General features: G+C 70.8%; 16 protein-coding genes. 12 read left to right on the forward strand and 4 right to left on the reverse strand.

The window, feature by feature from the left end:
• The first annotated feature begins 32 nt into the window (after positions 1-32).
• Positions 33-578, forward strand: a complete 546-nt coding sequence (locus tag LX83_RS05040) for a pyridoxamine 5'-phosphate oxidase family protein (RefSeq protein WP_253767546.1) — start codon at positions 33-35, stop codon at positions 576-578.
• 71 nt (positions 579-649) lie between these two features.
• On the opposite strand, the gene LX83_RS05045 is transcribed toward LX83_RS05040, so the two are convergent.
• Positions 650-3,205, reverse strand: coding sequence for a glycoside hydrolase family 9 protein (locus tag LX83_RS05045; protein WP_253767548.1), 2,556 nt, complete (start codon positions 3,203-3,205; stop codon positions 650-652).
• A gap of 496 nt (positions 3,206-3,701) precedes the next feature.
• Here LX83_RS05045 and LX83_RS05050 point away from each other — a divergent pair, with 496 nt between their 5' ends.
• The 6 genes from LX83_RS05050 (at position 3,702) to LX83_RS05075 (ending at position 11,575) form a co-directional block, all read left to right on the forward strand.
• Entirely contained in the window at positions 3,702-4,949 is a 1,248-nt protein-coding gene (locus tag LX83_RS05050; RefSeq protein WP_253767918.1) for an ABC transporter substrate-binding protein, read from the forward strand.
• A gap of 125 nt (positions 4,950-5,074) precedes the next feature.
• Positions 5,075-6,094, forward strand: a complete 1,020-nt coding sequence (locus LX83_RS05055; protein WP_253767549.1) for a carbohydrate ABC transporter permease — start codon at positions 5,075-5,077, stop codon at positions 6,092-6,094.
• 59 nt (positions 6,095-6,153) lie between these two features.
• Positions 6,154-6,972 (forward strand): carbohydrate ABC transporter permease, encoded by an 819-nt coding sequence (locus LX83_RS05060; protein ID WP_253767919.1) that lies wholly within the window; start codon positions 6,154-6,156, stop codon positions 6,970-6,972.
• A 66-nt stretch (positions 6,973-7,038) separates the two neighbouring features.
• Positions 7,039-8,424: a GH1 family beta-glucosidase gene (locus tag LX83_RS05065; protein ID WP_253767922.1), complete on the forward strand. Its 1,386-nt coding sequence runs from the start codon at positions 7,039-7,041 to the stop codon at positions 8,422-8,424.
• Positions 8,421-9,455, forward strand: coding sequence for a LacI family DNA-binding transcriptional regulator (locus LX83_RS05070; RefSeq protein WP_253767551.1), 1,035 nt, complete (start codon positions 8,421-8,423; stop codon positions 9,453-9,455). The genes LX83_RS05065 and LX83_RS05070 overlap by 4 nt, the downstream gene beginning before the upstream one ends.
• A gap of 272 nt (positions 9,456-9,727) precedes the next feature.
• On the forward strand, positions 9,728-11,575 hold the full coding sequence (locus LX83_RS05075) for an exo-alpha-sialidase (protein ID WP_253767554.1): 1,848 nt from the start codon (positions 9,728-9,730) through the stop codon (positions 11,573-11,575).
• A gap of 84 nt (positions 11,576-11,659) precedes the next feature.
• On the opposite strand, the gene LX83_RS05080 is transcribed toward LX83_RS05075, so the two are convergent.
• Positions 11,660-12,718 (reverse strand): LacI family DNA-binding transcriptional regulator, encoded by a 1,059-nt coding sequence (locus tag LX83_RS05080; protein WP_253767556.1) that lies wholly within the window; start codon positions 12,716-12,718, stop codon positions 11,660-11,662.
• Between the two features lie 403 nt (positions 12,719-13,121).
• Here LX83_RS05080 and LX83_RS05085 point away from each other — a divergent pair, with 403 nt between their 5' ends.
• From LX83_RS05085 to LX83_RS05100, 4 genes are all read left to right on the forward strand, one after another.
• Positions 13,122-14,393 carry an ABC transporter substrate-binding protein gene (locus LX83_RS05085; RefSeq protein WP_253767558.1) on the forward strand — a complete coding sequence of 424 codons (1,272 nt, stop codon included), beginning with the start codon at positions 13,122-13,124 and terminating at the stop codon, positions 14,391-14,393.
• 7 nt (positions 14,394-14,400) lie between these two features.
• Positions 14,401-15,366: a carbohydrate ABC transporter permease gene (locus tag LX83_RS05090; protein ID WP_253767560.1), complete on the forward strand. Its 966-nt coding sequence runs from the start codon at positions 14,401-14,403 to the stop codon at positions 15,364-15,366.
• A gap of 125 nt (positions 15,367-15,491) precedes the next feature.
• Positions 15,492-16,301: a carbohydrate ABC transporter permease gene (locus LX83_RS05095; RefSeq protein ID WP_253767924.1), complete on the forward strand. Its 810-nt coding sequence runs from the start codon at positions 15,492-15,494 to the stop codon at positions 16,299-16,301.
• Positions 16,302-16,371: 70 nt separating this feature from the next.
• Positions 16,372-17,790: a GH1 family beta-glucosidase gene (locus LX83_RS05100; protein ID WP_253767562.1), complete on the forward strand. Its 1,419-nt coding sequence runs from the start codon at positions 16,372-16,374 to the stop codon at positions 17,788-17,790.
• 46 nt (positions 17,791-17,836) lie between these two features.
• On the opposite strand, the gene LX83_RS05105 is transcribed toward LX83_RS05100, so the two are convergent.
• Both LX83_RS05105 and LX83_RS05110 read right to left on the reverse strand, forming a co-directional pair.
• Positions 17,837-18,835 carry a Gfo/Idh/MocA family protein gene (locus LX83_RS05105; RefSeq protein WP_253767564.1) on the reverse strand — a complete coding sequence of 333 codons (999 nt, stop codon included), beginning with the start codon at positions 18,833-18,835 and terminating at the stop codon, positions 17,837-17,839.
• Positions 18,836-18,846: 11 nt separating this feature from the next.
• Entirely contained in the window at positions 18,847-19,524 is a 678-nt protein-coding gene (locus tag LX83_RS05110; RefSeq protein ID WP_253767566.1) for a ThuA domain-containing protein, read from the reverse strand.
• Between the two features lie 186 nt (positions 19,525-19,710).
• Here LX83_RS05110 and LX83_RS05115 point away from each other — a divergent pair, with 186 nt between their 5' ends.
• Positions 19,711-22,518 carry an AfsR/SARP family transcriptional regulator gene (locus tag LX83_RS05115; protein ID WP_308203918.1) on the forward strand — a complete coding sequence of 936 codons (2,808 nt, stop codon included), beginning with the start codon at positions 19,711-19,713 and terminating at the stop codon, positions 22,516-22,518.
• Positions 22,519-22,527 lie beyond the last annotated feature (9 nt).

Here is a 22,527-nt window from a genome sequence, read left to right on the forward strand (position 1 = left end):
AACCAGGGCGACACAGCGAGAAGGAGATCAGCATGGCCCGCAAGGTGCACGACTTCGCCGAGATGCAGGGCACGTTCTTCGCCTACATCAGGGACATCAAGTACGCGACGATGACCACTGTGGACAGAAGAGGGCGGCCGAGAGCACGGGTGCTGCTGCCGATCTGGGAGGTCGTCGACGGCCGACCCGTCGGCTGGCTCGCCGCCTTCCGGACACCCGTGAAAACCGCACACCTGGCGAACAACCCGCACACCACCTACTCGTACTGGAGTCCCCGGCAGAACGCGGTGTTCGTGGACAGCGTGTCCACCTGGGTCGATGACGAGCCGACCCGGCGCTACGCCTGGGAGCTGTACCGCTCGGGCAGTCCGGCCGGCGTCGGCTACGACCCGCACACCTACTGGCCCGGTGGCCCCACCGACCCGGGGTACCAGGTGCTGCGCATCGACGCGTGGCGGGTGCAACTGGTCCGGGGCACGGACCTGCACAGCACGATCTGGACGGCCGAGGACGGCGCGGCCACTCCGGTGCGAGCGGGCACCGCCGGGCGCCGCACCGAGCCCGGGCGGTCCGACTGAACACAGCCGGGGAGTGGCCGCGCTGACGCGACCACTCCCCGTTCGGTGCGGATCCCGCGGACCCAGCCGACTCAGCCGGTGCGGCAGGTGAGACCGTTGAGGACGAACAGGGTTGGCTTCGAACTCTTCCCGAGCCCGGACGCCTCGAAGCCGAAGGTCACCGACCGGTTCGGGCCGATGCGGCGGTTCCAGCCCGCGTCGCTGACCCGGACCCCGGCGCCGGCCTGGTTCACCGTGCCGTTCCACACGCTGGTCACCCGCTGCTCACCCGGGAAGAACCAGCCCAGCGACCAGCCGTCCACCGCGGTGGCGGTGGTGTTGGTGATGGTCACCTGGCCCAGGAACCGACCCTGGTACTCGCTGTGCACCTGGTAGCTGACCCGGCAGGGGGACTGGGCCGGCGACCCGGTGCCGGCCTGCTCGGCGGCGAAGGCCGCGGCCCACGCCAGGGGCGCGTTCCAGTTGATCGCCACCTCGTTGGTGGAGTACGACTGGATGTCGTCGAGGTAGCACATGGCCGGAGCGCAGCCGGTGAGCTTGTCCTTGGCGACGTCGTCCTCCAGCTGCGAGTCCGGGCCGCCGGCCACCGACCCGGCCGGCGGGTTCGGCAGGCTGGGGTCGAGCTGGTGGGCCCAGAACCGGTGGTGCTGGTTGTGCGAGGCGCGCTCGCCGTAACCGGTCACATAGGACTGGTTGAGCGGGTTGCGGCCGAGCAGGTAGTCGAAGCCGCTGAGCACCGCGTCCCGGTACTCGGCCCGGCCGGTGAGGTCGAAGGCCGTGCCCAGCACCACCATGTTGTTGAGCACCTGGCTGTTGGACCCCCACACGTACCGGCCGCCCTCCGGGGCGTAGGGCACGCCGTAGGCCTGACCGCGCGCGGTCGCCAGGTAGCGGTCCGCGCCCGCGACGACCGAGGCGCGGATCCGGGCCAGCTCGTCCTGGGGCAGCCGGCTCGGCACGGTGGCCAGGTCGAGGCGGCCGAGCGCGGCGACCGAGCCCCAGGAGATGCCCCAGTCGGTGAAGACCTCACCGGTGTGGTGCGGGGAAGCGTGGAGCGCGTCGAGGTACTGCTGTTCCCCGGTGGTCAGGTACAGCTCGGCGGCCGCCCAGTAGAACTCGTCGGTGACGTCGTTGTCGTTGTAGGCGCCGCCGCCGGTGCTGTCGGTGGGCGAGGCGTACACGTCGGGATGGGCCTTGGCCGCGCTCCACGCCGTGCGCGCCGCGCTCAGGCACCGGGCCGCGAAGGCGGCGTCGTAGGGCTGGAACAGTCGGGCGCACTGCCCGGCCGCCGCGGCCAGGTTGAGGGTGGCGGCGGTGGACGGCGGGTGCAGTTCCCGGGCCCGGTCGTCCAGCTCCGGGCGCTGGGGCAGCCCGGTCCAGGTGCTGTCGTGCACCTTGTGGTGCACCATGCCGGCCAGCGGCTGCCCGGCCGGAACCTGCATGCGCAGCAGGAACTCCAGCTCCCAGCGGGCCTCGTCCAGGATGTCGGGCACGCCGTTGGCGCGCTCGGGAACCCGCAGGCTGCCGTCGCCCAGCGCGTGCGGGTCGGCGGTGGGCGCGGTCCTGGTGCGCTCGAACTCGCTCAGCAGCTGGGCGGTGGAGATGCCGCCGTTGACCACGTACTTGCCGTGGTCGCCCGCGTCGTACCAGCCGCCGCGCACGTCCAGCCGGTAGTCGCAGACCCCGGGTTGGCAGGGCACGTCGGTGTCACCCTGGTTGGGTGCCACCCCCAGGTGTCCGGCCGGACGGGCGTAGGCCGCGCCGACCAGGTCGGCGTCGATCGCGATCCCGCTGCGCTGGTGGTAGAAGAACGCCAGCGAGTCCGCGCGCAGCTGCTGGTAGGCGGTGACGCCCAGGTCGAAGGGCACACTGGTGTCGCCGTCGGCGCGCAGGGTGAACCCGCTGCCGGTCGCGGTGACCGCGCTGAGGTCGATGTCGTGGGTGTTCTGGTTCGACGTGGGGTCCACACCCCGAGGGCCGGTCGTGCCGGTGGCCACCACCGCGCCGGCCGCGTCGACCAGTTCCCAGGCCACCGGCTCGGTGGCGGCGGTGACCAGGGTGGCGTGCCTGGACCCGCCGGCCAGGTAGCCGACCTGGTTGACCCGCACCCTCGGGCCGGTGTCCGGCTGGTACGGCGGCACCTCGGTGCCGCCCAGCAGGGAGACGTTGTCCAGGCAGAAGGTGTACGCCTGGGCGCTGCCGCCGATCTGGAAGGCCACCTGTCCGGCCTCGGAGTCGGTGCCCGAGGTGAAGGAGTACTCGAAGTCCTGGGCCGTGCTGGTCAACGGCACGGCCTCGGACAGCTCGGTCGGGTAGGGCGGGTCGGCCAACTGGACGTTCGCCCTGATCACCACGGGTACCGAGGCGGACGCGGTGAACGAGAGCGTGTAGCCCTCGCCGGCGACCAGCGGGATGTCGTTCTGGCCGATGATCGCGTCCCACACGTTGGTCGTGCCGGCCGGCACGTCGGCGCAGAGCTGTCCGTCGACAACCTGCCCGGGCGAGTTGGCCGTCCACCACCAGGATGCGGTGCCCTCGTCAAAGCCGCCGTTGTTGATCTGCTCGACCGGCGCGGCGCTGGCCGCTCCGGGCAGCACCGTGGCCAACGGGATGAGCAGGGCGGTCATGGCCGCTGCGTGGCGCGTGCCGCGCGCGAGCCAGCCGCGGCGGCGCGGTAACTGGTTCAACTAGGAATCCTCCATCTCGGCCGAGCCGGGATCAGACTGCCGCGCCCACCGATTGGTCGTGCTCTCCGCGTCCGTTGTGTGCCCGCGATTTCTAAGAGCGCTCCCAGTTTTTCCCGGATTCTTCCCTGAGTCAGCTGACAGTGGAGATCGCGGGTGTAAGCATGGTTGCGTCCTGGTTAGTTGCTGTCAACCTGTGGTTACTCCGATTTGTAACGTGCTGGACACGGCGTCTTGACGCTCGGAGTGGTCGCCGACACACTGACCGCATGATCCGGGAGCGCTCCCAGTTTGGCTGGCGGGACCGCTCTCACACCACAACAGCATCTGTCACTGACCTCTGGGGGTTCCTCTCGTTCCCGGGTCAGCGGACGGTCCAGCCAGCAAGGGGCTTGATGTGCGTCAACAGCTATGGAGGGCGGTCGCCCTCACCTCGGCCATGCTGGTCACGGGTGGGGCCCTGGCAGCCTGCGGGGGTTCGGACGACGGTCCGGCAGCGGACGGCAAGATCCACCTGACCATCGCCACCTTCAACGAGTTCGGGTACGAGAACCTGATCCCGGAGTACGAGGCGAGCCACCCGAACATCAAGATCGAGCAGACCAAGACCGGTCAGTCGGCACCGCACCACCAGAACCTGCTCACCAAGCTGGGCGCGGGTTCCGGCCTGGCCGACATCGAGGCGATCGAGGAGGGCTTCCTCTCCCAGGTCCTGGACAAGTCCGGCCAGTTCAACGATCTCAAGGAGATCGGCCCGGCCGACGTCAAGCCCGAGCGGTGGCTGAAGTGGAAGGCCGACGCCGCCACCACCAAGGACGGCAAGGTGATCGGCTACGGCACCGACATCGGCCCGGTGGCGATGTGCTACCGCAAGGACCTGTTCGAGGCCGCCGGCCTGCCCACCGATCCCGAGCAGGTCAAGGCGATGTTCGCGACCTGGGACAGCTACTTCGAGGCGGGCAAGCGGTTCGTCGACAACTCCGAGGTCGCCTGGTTCGACTCGGCGTCGCAGGTCTTCAACGTCATGCAGAACCAGCTGCCGACCGGCTACTACGACACCAGCAACAACCTGGTCATCGAGACCAACGCCGCGATCAAGGCGAACTGGGACAAGGTGACCAGGGCCGTCACCGAGGGACAGTCGGCCAAGCTGGTCGCGTGGGGGCCGGAGTGGAACACCGGCTTCAAGACGAGTGCCTTCGCCACCAAGACCTGCCCCTCCTGGATGATGGGACCGGTTGAGGGGAACTCCGGGCCGGAGAACGCGGGCAAGTGGGCGATCACCGACGCCGTCCCGGGTGGACCCACGAACTGGGGCGGTTCCTACCTGACCGTGCCCAAGCAGAGCAAGCACCCCAAGGAAGCCGCCGAACTCGCCGCCTGGCTGACCGCGCCCGAGCAGCAGATCAAGGCGTTCAAGGCCAAGGGCCCCTTCCCCAGCCAGCTCGGCGCGCTGGACTCGCCCGACCTGCTCTCGCTGGCCAACGACTACTTCGTCACGCCCAACACCGCGCAGGTGTTCGCCAGCCAGGCCAAGAAGGTCGAGCGCGCGCAGTTCAAGGGCGAGCAGGACGGCAACATCCAGGACAACGTGATCGCCCCGGCCCTGCAGGCGGTCGAACAGGGCACCGCACCGGATGACGGCTGGAAACAGGCCGTGGAGGGGGCGAAGAAGCTGGCCAAGTGACCCAAGCACACCTGTGCCACCGGCGGAACGCGGACGAGCCGCGTTCCGCCGGTTTGGCCGCTGTGGGCGCTCTTGACCGCGCCCGTCCGTCCTGACGCGACAACTTCTGGGAAGGAGGGGAGACATTGTCCGAGGCCACTCTGGACGTCGGCGAGCGGAGCGAACCCGCGCACCGGGCAAGTGCCGGTAGCGGTGAGCCCGACCGGCGCCAGCCGAGGTCGCGCCCCACGTTCCGGCAGCGCCTGAGCCAGTGGGACGTCAAGTACTCCCCGTATCTCTACATCGCCCCGTTCTTCATCCTGTTCGGGGTGGTCGGGCTGTTCCCGTTGCTCTACACGGCCTACGTGTCGCTGTACGACTGGGAACTCGCCGACGACACCCCCACGTTCCTGGGGCTGGAGAACTACGTCACGCTGTTCGGTGACGCGCAGTTCTGGAACGCGCTGGTCAACACCGTCAGCATCTTCGTGCTCTCCAGCGTTCCGCAGCTCGTCATCGCGGTGTTCCTCGCCGCGCTGCTCAACACCAAGCTGCGGGCCCCCACCGGGTGGCGGGTGGCCGTGCTGCTGCCCTACGTGGTCAGCCTGGTGGCGGTCGGCCTCATCTTCAGCAACCTGTTCGGCAGCAACTTCGGTCTGATCAACTCCCTGTTCGAAATGGTGGGCCTGGACCGGATCGACTGGCAGGCCAACAGGTTCGCCAGCCACATCGCGATCGCCACGATGGTCAACTGGCGCTGGACGGGCTACAACGCGCTGATCGTGCTGGCCGCCATGCAGGCGATCCCCAAGGACATCTACGAGGCCGCACTGGTCGACGGGGCCAAGGCGGTGCGCCGGTTCTTCAGCATCACCCTGCCGCTGCTGCGGCCCACTCTGATCTTCGTGGTCGTCACCTCCACCATCGGTGGCCTGCAGATCTTCACCGAGCCCAAGCTGTTCGACGCGCGGCCCGGACTGAACACCGGTGGTTCCAGCGGACAGTTCCAGACGATCACCCTCTACATGTACCAGTCCGCCTTCGAGAATCTCGACTTCGGCTACGCCTCAGCGATCGCCTGGGTGCTGTTCGTGCTGATCCTGGCCATCGCGATGATCAACTTCGTGATCACGCGCCGGCTGGCGTCCACAGGGGAGGATCGCTGATGACCACGGTTCCACTGCCGTTCCGCAGGAACCGGCGTCGGGGCGGTCGGGACGGCTCGATGATCCACCGGCCCAACTTCCTCGTCTACGGCCTGCTGATCGCGTTCGTGCTCGGTTCGGCGTTCCCGTTCTACTGGTCCTTCCTGGTGGCCAGCCGGGACAGCTCGATGCTGTCCGAACGGGTGCCGCCGCTGCTGCCCGGCGGCAACTTCCTGTCCAACGCGGCGAAGGTGATCGACACGATCCCGTTCTGGAAGGCGTTGGGAAACAGCATCATCGTGTCCGGCACGGTGACCCTGACGACGGTGCTGTTCTCCACGCTCGCCGGGTTCGCCTTCGCCAAACTCCGGTTCCGGGGCCGCAACATCCTGTTCGTGTTCGTCGTGGCGACCCTGGCGGTGCCCACCCAGCTGGGCATCATCCCGCTGTACATGGCGATGGCCGAGTTCGGCTGGGCCAACGAGCTGGAGGCGGTGATCGTGCCCAACCTGGTCACCGCGATCGGCGTGTTCTGGATGCGTCAGTACACAGTGGAGGCGCTGCCCTACGAACTGGTCGAGGCGGCCAGGATGGACGGGTGCAGCATGATCCGGGTGTTCTGGCACGTCTGCCTCCCGGCGGTGCGGCCAGCCGCGGCGTTCCTGGCGATGTTCACGTTCATGCAGTCCTGGAACGACTTCCTGTGGCCCCTGGTCGCACTGGACGCGACCAACCCCACGCTGCAGGTGGCCCTGGAGAAGCTGCAGAGCGGCTACTACGTCGACTACTCGCTGGTGCTCGCCGGGACCACCATGGCGACCGTGCCGGTGCTGATCGTTTTCGTACTGCTTGGCCGGCAGATCGTCGCCGGCATCATGCAAGGCGCTATTAAGGGGTGAGCAGTGTCCATTTTGTCTGATCGAGCCGAAGTGACCGCTGGTTCGGCTGACTCGTCACGAGGTGCCATCACGTTCCCGACGAACTTCGTGTGGGGCGCGGCAACGGCCGCGTTCCAGATCGAGGGGTCGACGACTGTCGATGGTCGAACCGATTCGATTTGGGACACCTTCTGCCGGGTGCCCGGCGCGGTGGTGAACGGCGACACCGGGGAGCCCGCGGTCGACCACTACCGGCGCATGCGCGAGGACGTGCGCCTGATGGCGGACCTGGGGTTGCCCGCCTACCGCTTCTCCGTGGCCTGGCCGAGGGTGCGGCCGGACGCCGGCCCGGTCAACAGCGCCGGGCTGGACTTCTACGAGCGCCTGGTGGACACCCTGCTGGAGCACGACATCACCCCGTGGGTGACGCTGTACCACTGGGACCTGCCGCAGACCCTGGAGGACCAGGGCGGCTGGGCCAACCGGGAGACCGCCTACCGGTTCGCCGAGTACGCCGAGTCCGTGCTGGTGCGGCTCGGCGACCGGGTGTCGAACTGGACCACGCTGAACGAGCCGTACTGCTCGGCCTTCCTCGGCTACGGCAACGGCGTGCACGCGCCGGGGCGCACCGATCCGCGCGCCACCGTGGCCGCCGTGCACCACCTGCTGCTGGCGCACGGTCTCGGCCTGGCCGCGATCCGCGCCCACGCGCCCAACGCCTCCGCAGGGGTGACCGTCAACCTGTACCCGGTCCGGCCGGCCGACCCGGACTCGCCCGAGGACGTCGAGGTGGCGCGGCGGGTGGACGGTCTGCAGAACCGGATCTTCCTGGACCCGCTGCTGCGCGGCGCCTACCCCGAGGACGTGCTGGCCGACCTGGAGCCGTTCGGCCTGGCCGACCACATCGCCGCCAGCGACCTGCAGACCATCTCCGCGCCGCTGGACCTGCTGGGGGTGAACTACTACACGGTGCACAACGTCACCGCCCGGCCCGAGCCCACCGACCGGCAGAACACGGATCGGCCCTCGGAGTGGCTGGGCGTGGAGACCATCGGGTTCCGCGGCCTCAACCGCCCGCGCACCGCCATGGACTGGGAGGTGCACCCGGACGGGCTGACCGAGGTGCTGCTGCGGCTCAACCGGGAGTACCCGAAGATCCCGCTCTACATCACCGAGAACGGCGCCGCCTACCACGACTCGGTCGTCGACGGCGGCATCCACGACCCGGACCGGGTGGCGTTCCTGGACGGGCACCTGCGCGCCGCGCACGCCGCGCTGAGCGCCGGAGTGGATCTGCGCGGCTACTTCTGCTGGTCGCTGCTGGACAACTTCGAGTGGGCCGAGGGCTACGCCAAACGGTTCGGCATCGTCCACGTCGACTACGAAACGCAGGTGCGCACGCCTAAGCTCAGTGCCAGGTGGTACTCGCAGGTCGTGCGCGACAACGGCCTGCCGGCAGCGGAGAACCTGTGATCGAACCCTTGAACGCGGTTGGCGAGGATCGGAACATCCCGACCCTGGAGGAGGTGGCGCGGGTCGCGGGTGTTTCCCGCTCCACCGTCTCCAGAGTGATCAACGATCTGCCGCACGTCAGCCGCAAGGCGCGGGAATCCGTGGCACGGGCCATCCAGACGCTGGGCTACGTGCCCAACCAGGCGGCCCGGAGCCTGGCCACCAAGCGGACCAACTCGGTCGCCCTGGTGTTCTCCGAACACGGAACCCGGGTCTTTGGCGACCCGTTCTTCGCCGGGGTGCTGCGTGGCATCTACGCCGGCATGGCGGGCAGCCAGCGCCAGCTCGTGCTGCTGATGAGCCAGGAGCCGGGCGATGACAGCCAGCTGGAGCAGTACCTGCTCAACGGGCACGTGGACGGGGTGCTCGTGGTCAGCCTGCACGGTCGGGACCCGCTGCCGAGGCGGCTGACCGAGGCCGGGGTGCCGGTGGTGCTGGTCGGCCGACCGCTGGCCGGGGGCAACGTGCCCTATGTGGACTCGGACAACTTCCACGGTGGCTGGGAAGCCGCGCGGCACCTGGTCGCGACCGGTCGCCGCCGGATCGCCACGATCGCCGGGCCCAAGGACATGGCCGCGGGCATCGACCGGTTGGTCGGGTGGCGCCGGGGCATGTCCGAGGCCGGTCTGCCGGCGGACGCGGTGGTGCACAGCGACTTCACCGTCGAGGGCGGCTCCGCGGCCATGACCGAGTTGCTGACCAGGTATCCGGACGTGGACGCGGTGTTCGCCGCTGCGGACATCATCGCGGTGGGCGCCATGCAGGCGCTGACCGCGCACGGCCGGCGCATTCCCGACGACGTCGCCGTGGTCGGGCACGACGACTCGATCTTCGCCAGCTCCACGGTGCCGCCGCTGACCACGGTGCGTCAGTCAGTGGAGGAGCTGGGCCGGACCACGACCTGGCGGCTGCTCGCCCAGCTCGCCGGCGAGGAGGACCTGCCCCCGTCGGTGCTGCTGCCCACCGAGCTGATCCGCCGCGCCTCCAGCTGACACCCCCGCCGCGCGCCAGTGCCAACGATGTCACGGCGTGCGGCTGGTGGTGCGATCCGGCGCGGCCACACCTGGCGTTCATCCAGCGGTCAGGTGCTGTTCATCTGGATGTCTCCTGCGCGTCACCGGTCTGGTGAGAATCTGACTGCACAATCAGTCAGTATGTGAATTTTTACCTATTGGTCCATTCATCAACGGCGCGTCCGGCGCTGTTGTGAGGGGGAGCGATGCGCAGAAGCAGACAAGGGTGGCGCGGTGTCCGAGCTGTGCTGGTGGCGGCCGTCCTCACGGCCGCCACGGCCGTTCCGGTGGCGGCGGCACCCGGAGCGCCCGCCGCAGCCCTGACCCCCGCCGCCCCGACCGCCAGCGCGGCCGCGGCGAGCCTGGAGGGCAGGGCGGTCCTGGCCCCCAACGTGAGCGGCTACACCTGTTTCCGGATCCCCGCCCTGGCGACCGCCGAGAACGGCACGCTGCTGCTGTTCGCCGAGGCCCGCAAACCCACCTGCGGTGACACCGGAACCCACGACGTGGTGCTGATCCGCTCCGTGGACAGCGGGAAGAACTGGGAGAAGACCCCGGAGGTCATCCACCAGGGGGCCGGCTCCACCGCGCACAACCCCGTGCCCGTGGTGGACCGGGAGAGCGGGCGGATCACCCTGCTCACCACCCGGGCGTACCGGACGGTGTGGGCGCAGCACAGCGATGACAACGGCGAGTCCTGGTCGGCGCCTCGGGAGATCACCAGCAGCGTGAAACTGCCCAACTGGCAGGGCTACGCCACCGGGCCGTCCCACGGCATCCAGCTGACCAGGGGAGCGCACGCCGGCCGGCTGGTGGTCGGCACCAACTACACCACGGTTGACGGCGTCAAGGGCGGTGCCCTCATCTACAGCGACGACGGCGGCCTGACCTGGCAGCTCGGCGCCCACGACGAGTCCGCCGACCCCGACCTGCGGGTGCAGGAGCTGTCGGTGTTCGAACGCCCGGACGGCTCGCTGTTCGCGTTCGCCCGCAACGAGAACGGCACCAGTCCGTCCACTGTGGCCGCCGCGGTGTCCACCGACGCCGGGCAGAGCTTCTCCGTCCCGTTCCACGCCGGTGCGGCCGAGACGGGCTGGGCCAGCCCGACCGTGCAGGCGTCCACTTTGGAGCTGCGGGCCACCGACCGCGGTGACCGGTACAACCGCGTGCTGGTCGCCTCGCCCACCACCGAGGAGGTGCGTCCGGACGGGAATCCGAGGAAGAACCTCACCATCCGGTCCACCTTCAAGGGCGGCAACGAATGGGTCGATCCCCGCGGCGGGACGGTGATCTACTCCGGCTACGCCGCCTACACCGACATGACCCTGGTCAACGCCAACACGGTGGGGCTGGCCTACGAGCGGGCGACCAACTGGTCGCACGGCTACCTCTGGTTCACCACGTTCACCGAGGCCGATCTGGGGCTGCCGGACGGGAACACCAGCGGCCTGCCCACCACCCCCGACTCCTCGCCCAACAAGCTGGACGCCTACCTGCGCGGCGGGGTGAGCGCCACCACGGGCAGGTTCGGCAGGGCGATCGCACTGGACGGCACCGACGACCGCGTGCAGCTGCCGTTCGCCGAGAAGCTGGCGGTCAGCAGCAACGACTTCACCTGGACCGGGTGGTTCAACTACGGGGCCAGCACCTCGACCCAGGCGCTGGTGTGGGCCTACAACCAGGGCGATGTGTACTCCCAGCTGTGGCTGCGCGCCGAACCGGCCAACGGCCGGCTGCGGGCGCTGGCGCAGAGCGGCGAGACCGCGGCGGTGGTCAGCACCACCAAGGCGTACAACGACCGGAAGTGGCACCACGTGGCGCTGCGCCGCGCGGGCGGCACGCTGAGCATCCACGTGGACGGGGTGCGCGCCGGCTCGGTCGACGTGTCCGCGGTCGGGTCGGTCAGCCCGAAGCGGCCGTTCCAGATCCACCTGGGCCAGCGGCTGGACGGAGAGCAGCGGTTGCGCGGTGCCCTGGACGAGGTGCGGCTGTACGGCCGTGCGCTCACCGACGCCGAGATCGGTCAGGTGTACTCGGCCAACGCGGCCCTGCCCGACGGGCTGCTGATCCGGCTGCCGATGGACACGACCACCGGTTGACCGCCGGCCACCGGACAACGAGATGTCCACAGTGGACCAGGATGGCGTGCCGCCCTGGTCCACTCCTGGCTTTCGCCGCCGCCGCTACCGGGGAGCGGCGGCGCCGCAGGAGTCCCGGACGACCAGGGTGGTGGCGAGTTCGACGGGAGCGGGGGTGGGCGCCGCCTTGCCGCCCTCGACCATGGCCATCACCGCAGCCGCGGCGGCCCGGCCGAACCCCGACTTGTCCTGCGCCACGGTGGTCAGCGCGGGCTCGACGAGCGCGGCCACCTCGATGTCGTCGAAGCCCACCAGGGCAACGTCGTCCGGCACGCGGCAGCCGGCCTGCCTGGCGGCCAGCAGCGCGCCCACGGCCATCTCGTCGCCGGCCGCGAACACCGCCGTGGGCGGCTCCGGCAGCGCGAGCAGCTTCCGCATGGCGCTGTGCCCGCTGGCGCGGTAGAAGTCGCCCTCGGCCACGTAGTCCTCCCGGACCGGCACACCCGCCTCGGCCAGCGCGGCCCGGTAACCGGCCAGCCGGTCGGCGCCGGGCCTGGTGCGCGCCGGCCCGGCGATGGTGGCGATCCGCCGGTGCCCCAGCCCCAGCAGGTGCCGCACGGCCTGCCCGGCGCCCTCGGCGTTGGCCGAGGTCACGTACGTCGCCCTGGGGCCGTCCACGGCCACGTCGATGGCCACGCACGGCAGCCCGGACTGGGCGAACAGGGCGAACGCCTCGGCGTCCGAGCCGCTGTCGATGAGCACCACGCCGGCCAGGTCGTGCCGGCGCACCGTGTCCACGTAGCCGACCGGGTCGGCCAGGGACGCGCCCACCTGCCGGTGGTGGGCGGCTTCGCCGGTGGCCAGCATCAGCAGGTGGTAGCCGTGCGCGCTGAGCGCCGACTTCAGCCCGATGAGCAGGTCCTGCAGGAACGGGTGCCGCCAGCCGGAGCGCCGGTGGTCGGTGTCCCACACCAGGCCCACCATGGTTGACCGGCCGGTGGCCAGGGTGCGTGCTGACTCGTTGGGGCGGTAGTCCAGTTCGCGGGCCATTCGCTCGACTCGCTCCCGGGTTTTCGGGCTCACTGAGTCGGGCTTGTTGAAAACACGCGACACGGTCGCCAGAGAAACCCCGCAGAGCTGGGCCAGCTCTCGGATCGTCGTCATGTCACCCTAGTCGTTCAGCTAATTTTTGTAACCGGTTTCATCACCGTATCCGCAGGGTGGCACAGGGTCAAGTTGACCCCCGTTGACCCAGGTTGTAGCAGCTAGACCGGGCACGGCAGGGGTCTGGGCCGCAGTGGGCACCGCATCGCCCAAACTTGGCTTGTTACCGTTCTGTTGCTTGACATCGTTTTGTTCCGGGTCTGTCATGTGTCTCACACAATGTGGCGGTCGCCCTGTTGGGACGCGGTTTTCACCGGCCTCGGCACCGGGGTTTTCCAGTGCTGTTCACCTGGGCGATCGCCATGTTTCCCAACGAGCTTGTTCTGGCTGACCGGTCGGGCGTCACCGGCGTGCCGTGCGTTTCGAGCTGGAGCGAGTCGGAGAACGGAAACGGAGAACCGTGATGCGTCCGAGGGGTTCAGCGCGCCGAGTCGCCGGCGCGCTCAGCGCCGGGTTGCTGGCAACCGCGTTACTGGCCGGCTGCGGCGGCGCGGGCAGCGGCAAGACCAAACTCACCATCGGGTTGTTCGGCGACTTCGGCTACGCCGACCTGTTCACCGAGTACGAGCAGTCCCACCCGGACATCGACATCGTGGACAGCGTCGCCAAGTACGACGACCACCACACCAGCCTGGCCACCCACCTGGCCACCAACAGCGGCGCGGCCGACATCGAGGCCGTGGACACCGGCTACATCGCCCAGTTCAAGCAGAACCCCAAGGCGTTCGTCGACCTCAACACCAAGGGCGGGGCCGACCTGAAGAACCGCTGGCTGAGCTGGAAGTGGGAGTCCTCGCTGGGCAAGGGCGGCGAGCAGATCGGCTACGGCACCGACGTCGGCGGCCTGGCCATCTGCTACCGCAAGGACCTGTTCGCCGAGGCCGGACTGCCCACCGAGCGCGACCAGGTCGGGGCGGCGTGGCCGACCTGGCAGGCGTTCCTGGACCTGGGCCGGCAGTTCCAGGCCCGCGCGCCGCAGGGCACCAAGTGGTTCGACGGCGGCCCCACCCTGTTCAACAGCATCGTCGGCCAGGCAGGGGTCGGCTACTACGACAAGTCCGACCAGGTCGTGCTCAAGGACAACGCCGAGATCAAGCAGGCGTGGGACCTGGTGACCGGCGGGGTCACCGCCGGCCTGTCCGCCGGGCTGAAGTACAGCACGCCCGAGTGGAACACCGGGTTCAAGCAGAACCAGTTCGCCACCGTGGCCTGCCCGGCCTGGCAGATGGCCAAGATCCAGCAGCAGGCCCCGGACACGGCCGGCAAGTGGGACGTGGCACCGGTGCCCGGTGGCGGCGGCAACTGGGGCGGCTCCTATCTGACCGTGCCCAGCCAGGGCGACCACATCGACCAGGCGGTGGAGCTGGTGACCTGGCTGACCGCCCCGGAGCAGCAGGCCAAGGTGTTCACCAAGAAGGGCCTGCTGCCGTCCACTCCGGAGCTGTACGACCGGCCGGAGATCACCAGCTACACCAACCCGTTCTTCAGCGACGCGCCGGTCGGCAAGCTGTTCACCGACGCCGCCCGCAAGCTGGAGCCGCAGTACCAGGGGCCGCAGGCCGGTGCCATCCAGGAGGAGATGGCCAACGCCATGCTGCGCGTCGAGCAGGGCAAGCAGAGTCCGGACGAGTCCTGGAACCAGGCCGTCGGAGACGTCCAGCGCCTGATCAAGTGAGTTGACGATGACGACGACCACCCCACCGCGCTCCGGGGCGGCGACGTCGGCCGACACGTCCCCACCGCGGCGGCGCGACCGCTGGTACCGGTGGGACGTGCGGCTGTCGCCGTACCTCTACATCGCCCCCTACTTCGTGATCTTCGGCGTCTTCGGGCTGTACCCGCTGCTCTACACCGCGTGGGTGTCGCTGCAGGAGCGCGCCCTCAACGACCCCGAGGGCGCCCACTGGGTGGGGCTGGACAACTACACCCGGCTGCTGTTCCACGATCCGTACTTCTGGAACGCCATGGGCAACACCATCAGCCTGTGGCTGCTGACCACCATCCCGCAGATCCTGCTGGCCCTGTGGATCGCCCAGCTGCTCAACCGCAGGCTGCGCAGCAGGACGCTGTTCCGGATGGGCGTGCTGCTGCCCAACGTCACCTCGGTCGCCGCGGTGACGCTGATCTTCGCCCAGTTGTTCGGCCGGGACTTCGGCCTGATCAACCTGGCACTGGACGCGTTCGGGCTCGGCAAGATCGACTGGGTGGCGGGCACGGCCAGTTCCCAGGTGGCCCTGGCGGTCATGGTGGTGTGGCGGTGGACCGGGTACCACGCGCTGGTCTTCCTGGCCGCCATGCAGGCCATCCCCGGCAGCGTCTACGAGGCGGCCACGATCGACGGCGCCAGCGCGCGCCAGCAGTTCTGGCACATCACCATCCCGATGATGCGCTCGGCCATCGTGTTCGCCACGATCATCTCCACCACCGGCAACATGCGGTTGCTGGCCGAACCCCTGCTCTTCGCCGGGGGCGTGGCCAGCGGTGGCTCGGACCGGCAGTTCCAGACCGGCGCGCTGTACCTGTACGAGACCGCGTTCCGGCAGTTCGACTTCGGCTACGGCTCGGCCATCGCCATGCTGCTGCTCATCGCGATCCTGCTGGTCACCGGGGTCAACTACCTGGTCACCCGGCGCATCCGCACCGACTGAGAGGACGCCTCGACGTGACTACGCTGTCGCAGCCCGCGGTGTCGGACCCGGCCGCCCGGGGAGACGGGAACCGGCGCACCGGCCGGGCACCCCGCCGCCGGGGCACCGGCCACGGGGACGGCCGCATCGCCGGGCCGTGGGTGTACGCCTGCCTGCTCGCGGTGCTGCTCGGCTCGGCCTTCCCGGTCTACTGGTCGTTCGTGGTCGCCTCGCAGACACCCGACGCGATCGGCAAGGTCCCGCCGGTGCTGGTGCCCGGCGGCCACCTGTTCGACAACATCGCCAAGGTCTTCGACCAGACCGAGTTCGCGCTCGCCCTGGGCAACTCCCTGATCGTGTCCGGCACGATCACGGTCTCGGTGGTCTTCTTCTCCACCCTGGCCGGCTTCGCCTTCGCCAAGCTCCGCTTCCGAGGGCGGGGCCTGCTGCTGGTCGTGGTGGTGGCCACCCAGGCGATCCCGCACGAGCTGGGCGTCATCCCGCTGTTCATGATGATGTCCGACTTCGGCTGGGCCAGTGAACTCCAGGCGGTGATCGTGCCCAGCCTGGTCACCGCGTTCGGCGTGTTCTTCATGCGCCAGTACCTGGACCGGGCCGTGCCCTACGAGCTGCTGGAGGCCGGCCGCATGGACGGGTGCAGCACGCTGCGGCTGTTCTGGCACGTGGTGGTGCCCGCCGCCCGGCCGGCCGCCGCCGTGCTCGGTCTGTTCACCTTCATGACCGCGTGGAACGACTTCTTCTGGCCGCTGGTGGTGCTCGACGACGACAACCCCACGGTCCAGACCGCGCTGAGCGCGCTGGCCAGCGGTTACACCACCGACTACACCCTGGTGCTGACCGCGGCGAGCATCGCCACCGTGCCGGTGCTGGTCATCTTCCTCGCGTTCGGCCGACAGATCGTCGGCGGGATCATGCAGGGCGCGGTCAAGGGGTGATGGCGCCGAGACGACCCAGCAACCGATCCACCGACCCGCCGTCCTGCTTCTCACCCCTGGAGAGTTCCGAGTGACCGCCGTTTCCGACTCCACCGACCGCGACCAGCCCTCGACCGTCCTGCCCGCGTTCCCGCCCGGGTTCCGGTGGGGCGTGGCCACCTCGGCCTACCAGATCGAGGGCGGGGCCGACGCGGACGGCCGTGGACCGTCCATCTGGGACACCTTCTGCCGGGTGCCTGGCGCGGTGGCCAACGGGGACACCGGTGACCGCGCCTGCGACCACTACCACCGCTGGGCGCAGGACCTCGACCTGCTGACCGAGCTGGGGGTGGACGCCTACCGGTTCTCCATCTCCTGGCCGAGGGTGCTGCCGGAGGGCCTGGGCCGCGTCGAACAGCGCGGCCTGGACTTCTACCGGCGGCTGGCCGACGGGCTGCGGGAACGCGGCATCGAGCCGTTCGCCACGCTCTACCACTGGGACCTGCCCCAGGCACTGCAGGACGCCGGGGGCTGGCCCGAGCGCGACACCGCGGCGCGGTTCGTCGACTACGCCCTCACCGTGCAGCAGGCACTGGGCGACCTGGTGCACCACTGGACCACGTTCAACGAGCCGTACTGCACCTCGATCGTGGGCTATGCCGAGGGGCGGCACGCGCCAGGTGCCCGGGAGGGGCACGGCGCCCTGGCCGCCGCCCACCACCTGATGCTGGCCCACGGCACGGCCGTGCGCGCCATGCGCGAGCAGGGCAGGGCCGAGCACCGGTTCGGCATCGTGCTCAACCAGTCGCCGGCCGTGCCGGTCAGCGCCGACCCGGCCGACGTGGCCGCGGCGCGGCGGATGGACTGCCTGCTGCGCCGCCAGTTCACCGACCCGCTGTTCGGCGGTGCCTACCCGGAGGACTTCACCGAGACCTTCGGCGCGATCACCGACGCGTCGTTCCGCCAGGACGGCGACCTGGAGATCATCGGCACCCCGCTGGACTACCTCGGCATCAACTACTACTACCGGCTGCACGTGGCCGACGCCCCGCACCGGCAGCCCGACCCGGCCCTGCGCAGCGCCAACGACATCGGCGTTGACACCAGCTGGCGGCCGGACGTGCCGCTCAGCGGCATGGGTTGGCCGGTGGAACCGGAGGGGCTGACCGACACGCTGACCGACCTGGCCGCGCGCTACCCGGGCCTGCCGCCGATCTACCTCACCGAGAACGGCGGCGTGTTCCCGGAGCACCGCAACGCCGACGGCGTCATCGCCGACCCGGACCGGATCGCGTTCCTGGACGGACACCTGCGCGCGGCCCACCGGGCCGTCGAGTCCGGAGTGGACGTGCGCGGCTACTTCTGCTGGTCCCTGCTGGACAACTTCGAGTGGGCGCACGGCTACAAGCACCGGTTCGGTCTGGTGCACGTGGACTACGACACGCTGGAGCGCACCCCGCGCGCCAGCTTCGCCTGGTACCGCGACGCCGTGGCCGCCCAGCGGGGTTGAGCGGGCCGACCCGGGTCAGGCCGGCCCGGGTCAGCTCGGGCCCGGCTCAGGCCGGCTCGGGGTGGCGCACGCCCAACCGGTCCAGGGCCCTGGCCAGGGTGCGCGCCACCGCCGCGCTGTCGGCCAGCGGCATGTGCGGGCTTTCGGTCCGGCCGGCCCGCACCAGGTTCATCACTTCGAGGGCCTGGTAGGTGTACCCGGCGCCGAGCAGGTCGATGCGGCGCACCTCCGGCTCGGCGTCGCCGCGCACCAGGGTCAGTTCGGTGGGGCGGTAGAACGGCGCGGCCAGTTCGATCCGCCCCGCCGTGCCCAGCACCGTGGCGGTCAGCGGTGAATCCGCGAGCAGGGAGCAGGACGCGTAGGCGTGGACCCCGTCGGGGTAGCACAGCAGCAGTGCCGCCTCGGCGTCCACGCCCGTGTCGGCCAGCCGCCCGTGCACGAGCACGTCATCGGGCTCACCGAGCAGCAGGTGGGCCAGGGACACCGGGTAGACGCCCAGGTCGAGCAGGGCGCCGCCGCCCTTGGCCGGATCCCACAGCCGGTGGTCGGGCGCGACCGGCGGCGCCACCACCCCGAAGTCCGCGCGCACCGACCGGAGCTGGCCGATCGCACCGTCGGCGACCAGCTCCCGCGCCTGCTGGACCAGCGGGTTGAACCGCGTCCACATGGCCTCGACGAGCAGCCGCCCGGACTGGCGGGCCAGGCCGACCAGGTCCTCGGTCTGCGCCGCGCTGACCGTCAGCGGCTTCTCGCACAGCACGTGCTTGCCCGCGCGTAACGCGGCCGAGGCCACCTCGTGGTGCTGGCTGTGCGGGGTGGCCACGTACACCACGTCGATGTCCGCGTCGGCCAGCAGCGCCCGGTAGTCGTCGTAGTGGCGGGGGATGCCGTGCCGCTGGGCGAAGTCCCGTGCCCTGGCCAGGTCGCGGGAGGACACCGCAGCCACCTCGGCGCCGGGAACCCGCAGCAGGTCGGTGACGAACACGGTCGCCATGCCCCCGGTGGCCACCACACCCCAGCGCACCGGCTTCAGCAGATCGCTCATGGACCGCAACGTTAGTGCGCCGGCCGCGCCGGGCGGCTGGCCCAGAGCAGGCCGCGCTCGGTGATCGTGCGCACGTCGGGCAGCACCAGGTCGGGCACGTGGTGGCCGATGGTGGACACGAACACCCGGCCCGCGCCCCAGCGCCGGGTCCAGATCGCGGGCACGGTGATCGGCGTGTGCCAGGGGGTGTCCGCGTCGGCCGCGACCGTGGTGGTGGCCAGCACGTCGTTGCCGGCGTCGGAGAACACCCAGTACTGCTCGGTGTGCAGCACCAGCCGGTCGAAGCCCCGCACGATGGGATGGTCCGTCCTGTTCGGACAGATCAGCACCTCGTGGTCGATGAAACCCCCGGGGTGGGCCAGGAACTGGCCGCCGGTCAGCCGGTGGTAGTCCAGGTTGTTGCGGAACGCGCCGACGATCCCGCCGTGCCACCCGGCGAAGCCGGTGCCGTTGGCCACCGCCGTGATCAGCCCGGCGGCCTGCTCCGCGCTGATCTCGTCCCTGGACCAGCACTGCACCACCAGGTCGGCCCCGGCCATCAGGTCGGCGTCGGTGTAGGCGTCCAGCGTCTCGCTGACGTGGACGTCGAACCCGTTGTCGCGCAGGAAGGGCAGGAACAGCTCGGTGGTCTCGCGCGGCTGGTGGCCCGCCCAGCCACCCCGCACCACCAGGGCACGTCGGCTTGTCACACGACCCTCCTCGCGGCTGGCACACCACTGCCCCGGCAACCCTAACCCGGGGCCGCCAGCCGGCGACACGCTACGGTGGGGAAGCGATGCCCGGCCTGTACGGGAAACCCTTGTGGTTCAGGGAAAACCGCTGGTCGGGGCGGATGGTGCGCATGGGCGGGCAGCCAGCGGAGGGCTTGCTTGAAGGTGGAATTCGGTGTGCTCGGGCCGGTGGAGGCCCGCCTGGACGGCCAGGACATCGACCTGGGGCACGCCCGCCAGCGGTGCGTGCTGGCGATCCTGCTGGTCGACGCCAACCAGACGCTGTCGCTGGACCAGTTGGCCGACCGGGTCTGGGGTGAGCGGCAGCCGGACCGCGCGAGCGGCACCCTGCGCAGCTACCTGTCCCGGCTGCGCACCGCCCTGTCGGTGACCACCGGGTGCGCGCTGGTGCGCCGGTCCGGCGGCTACGCCCTGCTCATCGACGAGGACGCGATCGACCTGCACCGGTTCCGCCGCCTGCTGGCCGAGGCCAGGTCCAGCGCGTCCGACGAGCACGCGGCCGGCCTGTTCGCCGAGGCGTTGGCGCTGTGGCGCGGGGAGCCGTTCGCCGGCCTGGACACGCTGTGGCTGGCCGAGGTCAGGGACGCGGTGCGGGCCGAGCACTTCGCCGCGGTGCTGGACCACAACGACATCCGGTTGCGCCGCGGCGAGCACGCCGCGCTGCTCACCGAGCTGGCCAGGCACGCCGACCGCCACCCGCTGGACGAACGCCTCGCCGGCCAGCTCATGCTCGCCCACTACCGCGCCGGCCGCCAGGCCGACGCGCTCCAGCACTACCAGCGGATCCGCCGCCGCCTCGCCGAGGACCTGGGCACCGACCCCTGCGCCGCGCTGCAACGGCTGCACCAGCACATCCTCACCGCGGACCGGGCGCTGGCCCTACCCGCCGCCACCGGTTCGACCGCCCCGGTGCCGAGGCAGCTGCCGGCGGCGCCCGCGCTGTTCACCGGCCGCGCCGCGGAACTCGCCGCGCTGAGCACCACCCTGGGCACCAGCGGGGACGCGGCGCGGCACGCCGTGACGATCGCGGTGGTGGGTGGCACCGGGGGGATCGGCAAGACCGCGCTCGCCCTGCACTGGGCGCACCAGAACCTGGCCCGGTTCCCGGACGGGCAGCTGTACGTGAACCTGCGCGGCTTCGACCCCGCGGGTGAGCCGGTGCCGTCGTCCGCTGCCGTGCACGGGTTCCTCATCGCCCTGGGCGTGGCCGCCGAGGGCATTCCCGCCGACGCCGACGCGCAGGCCGCGCTGTACCGCAGCCTGGTCGCCGACCGGCGGATGCTGGTGGTGCTGGACAACGCCTTGGACACCGCGCAGGTGCTGCCGCTGCTGCCGGGCAGCCCCAGCTGCGCGGTGCTGGTCACCAGCCGAGGCCAGCTGCCCGGCCTGGTCACCAACCTCGGCGCGCGGGTGCTGCCGCTGGACGTGCTCAGCGCGGCCGAGGCCGAGCAACTGCTCACCGCCCGGCTGGGCCCGGACCGCGTCGCGGCCGAGCCGGAGGCCACCGCGGAGCTGCTCGGCCACTGCGCGGGTTTCCCGCTGGCGCTGAGCATCGCCGCCGGCCGCGCCGCACTGCAACCGGGCATGCCGCTGGCGGCACTGGCCGAGGAGCTGCGGGAGACCGCCACCCGGCTGCGCGCGCTGGACACCGGGGACCTGCACGCCAGCCTGCGCGCGGTGTTCTCCTGGTCGCACGCGGCGCTGGACACCGACGTGGCCACGGCGTTCCAGCTGCTCGGGCTGGCGCCGGGCCCGGACATCAGCCTGCCGGCCGCGGCCAGCCTCATCGGCACGGCCAGCGCGCACACCCGCGAACTCCTGCGCGACCTGGAACGGGTGTCGCTGGTGCACCAGCACGCGCCCGAGCGCTACCGCGTGCACGACCTGGTCCGGCTGTACGCGGCCGAACGAGCCGCCGCCGAACAGGCACCGCAGGACCGGCAGGCGGCACTGCGCCGGCTGGTCGACCACTACCTGCACACCGCCTACCACGGGGAGCAGGTGCTTGGCTCGCACGGGCGGCAGCTCGACCTGGACCCGCCGGCCAGGGGCTGCGCGCCGACCCGGCTCACCGACGAGCCCGCCGCGTTGGCCTGGTTCACCGCCGAGCACCCGCACCTGCTCGCCGTGCAGCGGCTGGCGGCCCAGCACGGCTGGCACACTGCGGCCTGGCAGCTGGCCTGGGCCCAGGAGGGTTTCCACTGGCGGCGCAGTCACCTGCGCGACCACCTCGCGGTCTGGCAGGTGGGGCTGGACGCGACGCGCGCGCTGGGTGACGCGACCGCCCAGGCCTGGGCCCACCAGTGCCTGGGGCACGCCCACACCCGGCTGGGCGGGCACGCCGAGGCGCTGCACCACCTCGACCGGGCGCTCGCCCTCACCGAGCAGGTCAACGACGTCCCCGGGCACGCGGGCACCCACCTCACCCTCACCATGGCCCATGCCGCCCGGGGCGACGACCAGCGGGCCCTGGACCACGCCCAGCAGGCGCTGCGGCTGTTCCGGACGCTGGGCAACCAGGTGTGGGAGGCGCACGCGCTCAACCTGGCCGGCCGGCACCACGCCCGCCTCGGCCAGTACGACGCCGCCCACGCCGCCTGCACCGAGGCCCTCGCCCTGTTCCGGCGCCACCAGCACCGCTTCGGTGAGGCCGCCACCCTGGACAGCCTCGGTTTCCTCGCGCACGCCAGCGGAGCGCACGCCGCCGCGCTGGAGCACTACCAGCAGGCGCTCGCCCTGCGGCGCGAGGTGGGCGCCACCTACCAGCTGGCCGACACGCTGTACCGCCTCGGCGAGGCCCACGCCGCCCAGGCCGAGCACGGGCTCGCCCGGGTGCGCTGGCAGCAGGCGCTGGACCTCTACCGGGCGCAGCACCGCGCGGTCGAGGCCGACCAGGCCCGCCGACGGCTGGCCGAGCTGGACGAGCGGACCGACCGGGGGCGGGCCCGGTGAGCCGGCCCG

Source organism: Goodfellowiella coeruleoviolacea, assembly GCF_024171785.1.
In the GTDB taxonomy this organism is placed as follows: Bacteria; Actinomycetota; Actinomycetes; order Mycobacteriales; family Pseudonocardiaceae; genus Goodfellowiella; species Goodfellowiella coeruleoviolacea.

Excerpts from the sequence above, each read along its gene's own strand:
- LX83_RS05040 (WP_253767546.1), top strand. The coding sequence starts at position 33 with ATGGCCCGCAAGGTGCACGACTTCGCCGAGATGCAGGGCACGTTCTTC.
- LX83_RS05045 (WP_253767548.1), bottom strand. The coding sequence starts at position 3,205 with ATGACCGCCCTGCTCATCCCGTTGGCCACGGTGCTGCCCGGAGCGGCC.
- LX83_RS05050 (WP_253767918.1), top strand. The coding sequence starts at position 3,702 with ATGCTGGTCACGGGTGGGGCCCTGGCAGCCTGCGGGGGTTCGGACGAC.
- LX83_RS05060 (WP_253767919.1), top strand. The coding sequence starts at position 6,154 with ATGATCCACCGGCCCAACTTCCTCGTCTACGGCCTGCTGATCGCGTTC.
- LX83_RS05080 (WP_253767556.1), bottom strand. The coding sequence starts at position 12,718 with ATGACGACGATCCGAGAGCTGGCCCAGCTCTGCGGGGTTTCTCTGGCG.
- LX83_RS05085 (WP_253767558.1), top strand. The coding sequence starts at position 13,122 with ATGCGTCCGAGGGGTTCAGCGCGCCGAGTCGCCGGCGCGCTCAGCGCC.
- LX83_RS05090 (WP_253767560.1), top strand. The coding sequence starts at position 14,401 with ATGACGACGACCACCCCACCGCGCTCCGGGGCGGCGACGTCGGCCGAC.
- LX83_RS05105 (WP_253767564.1), bottom strand. The coding sequence starts at position 18,835 with ATGAGCGATCTGCTGAAGCCGGTGCGCTGGGGTGTGGTGGCCACCGGG.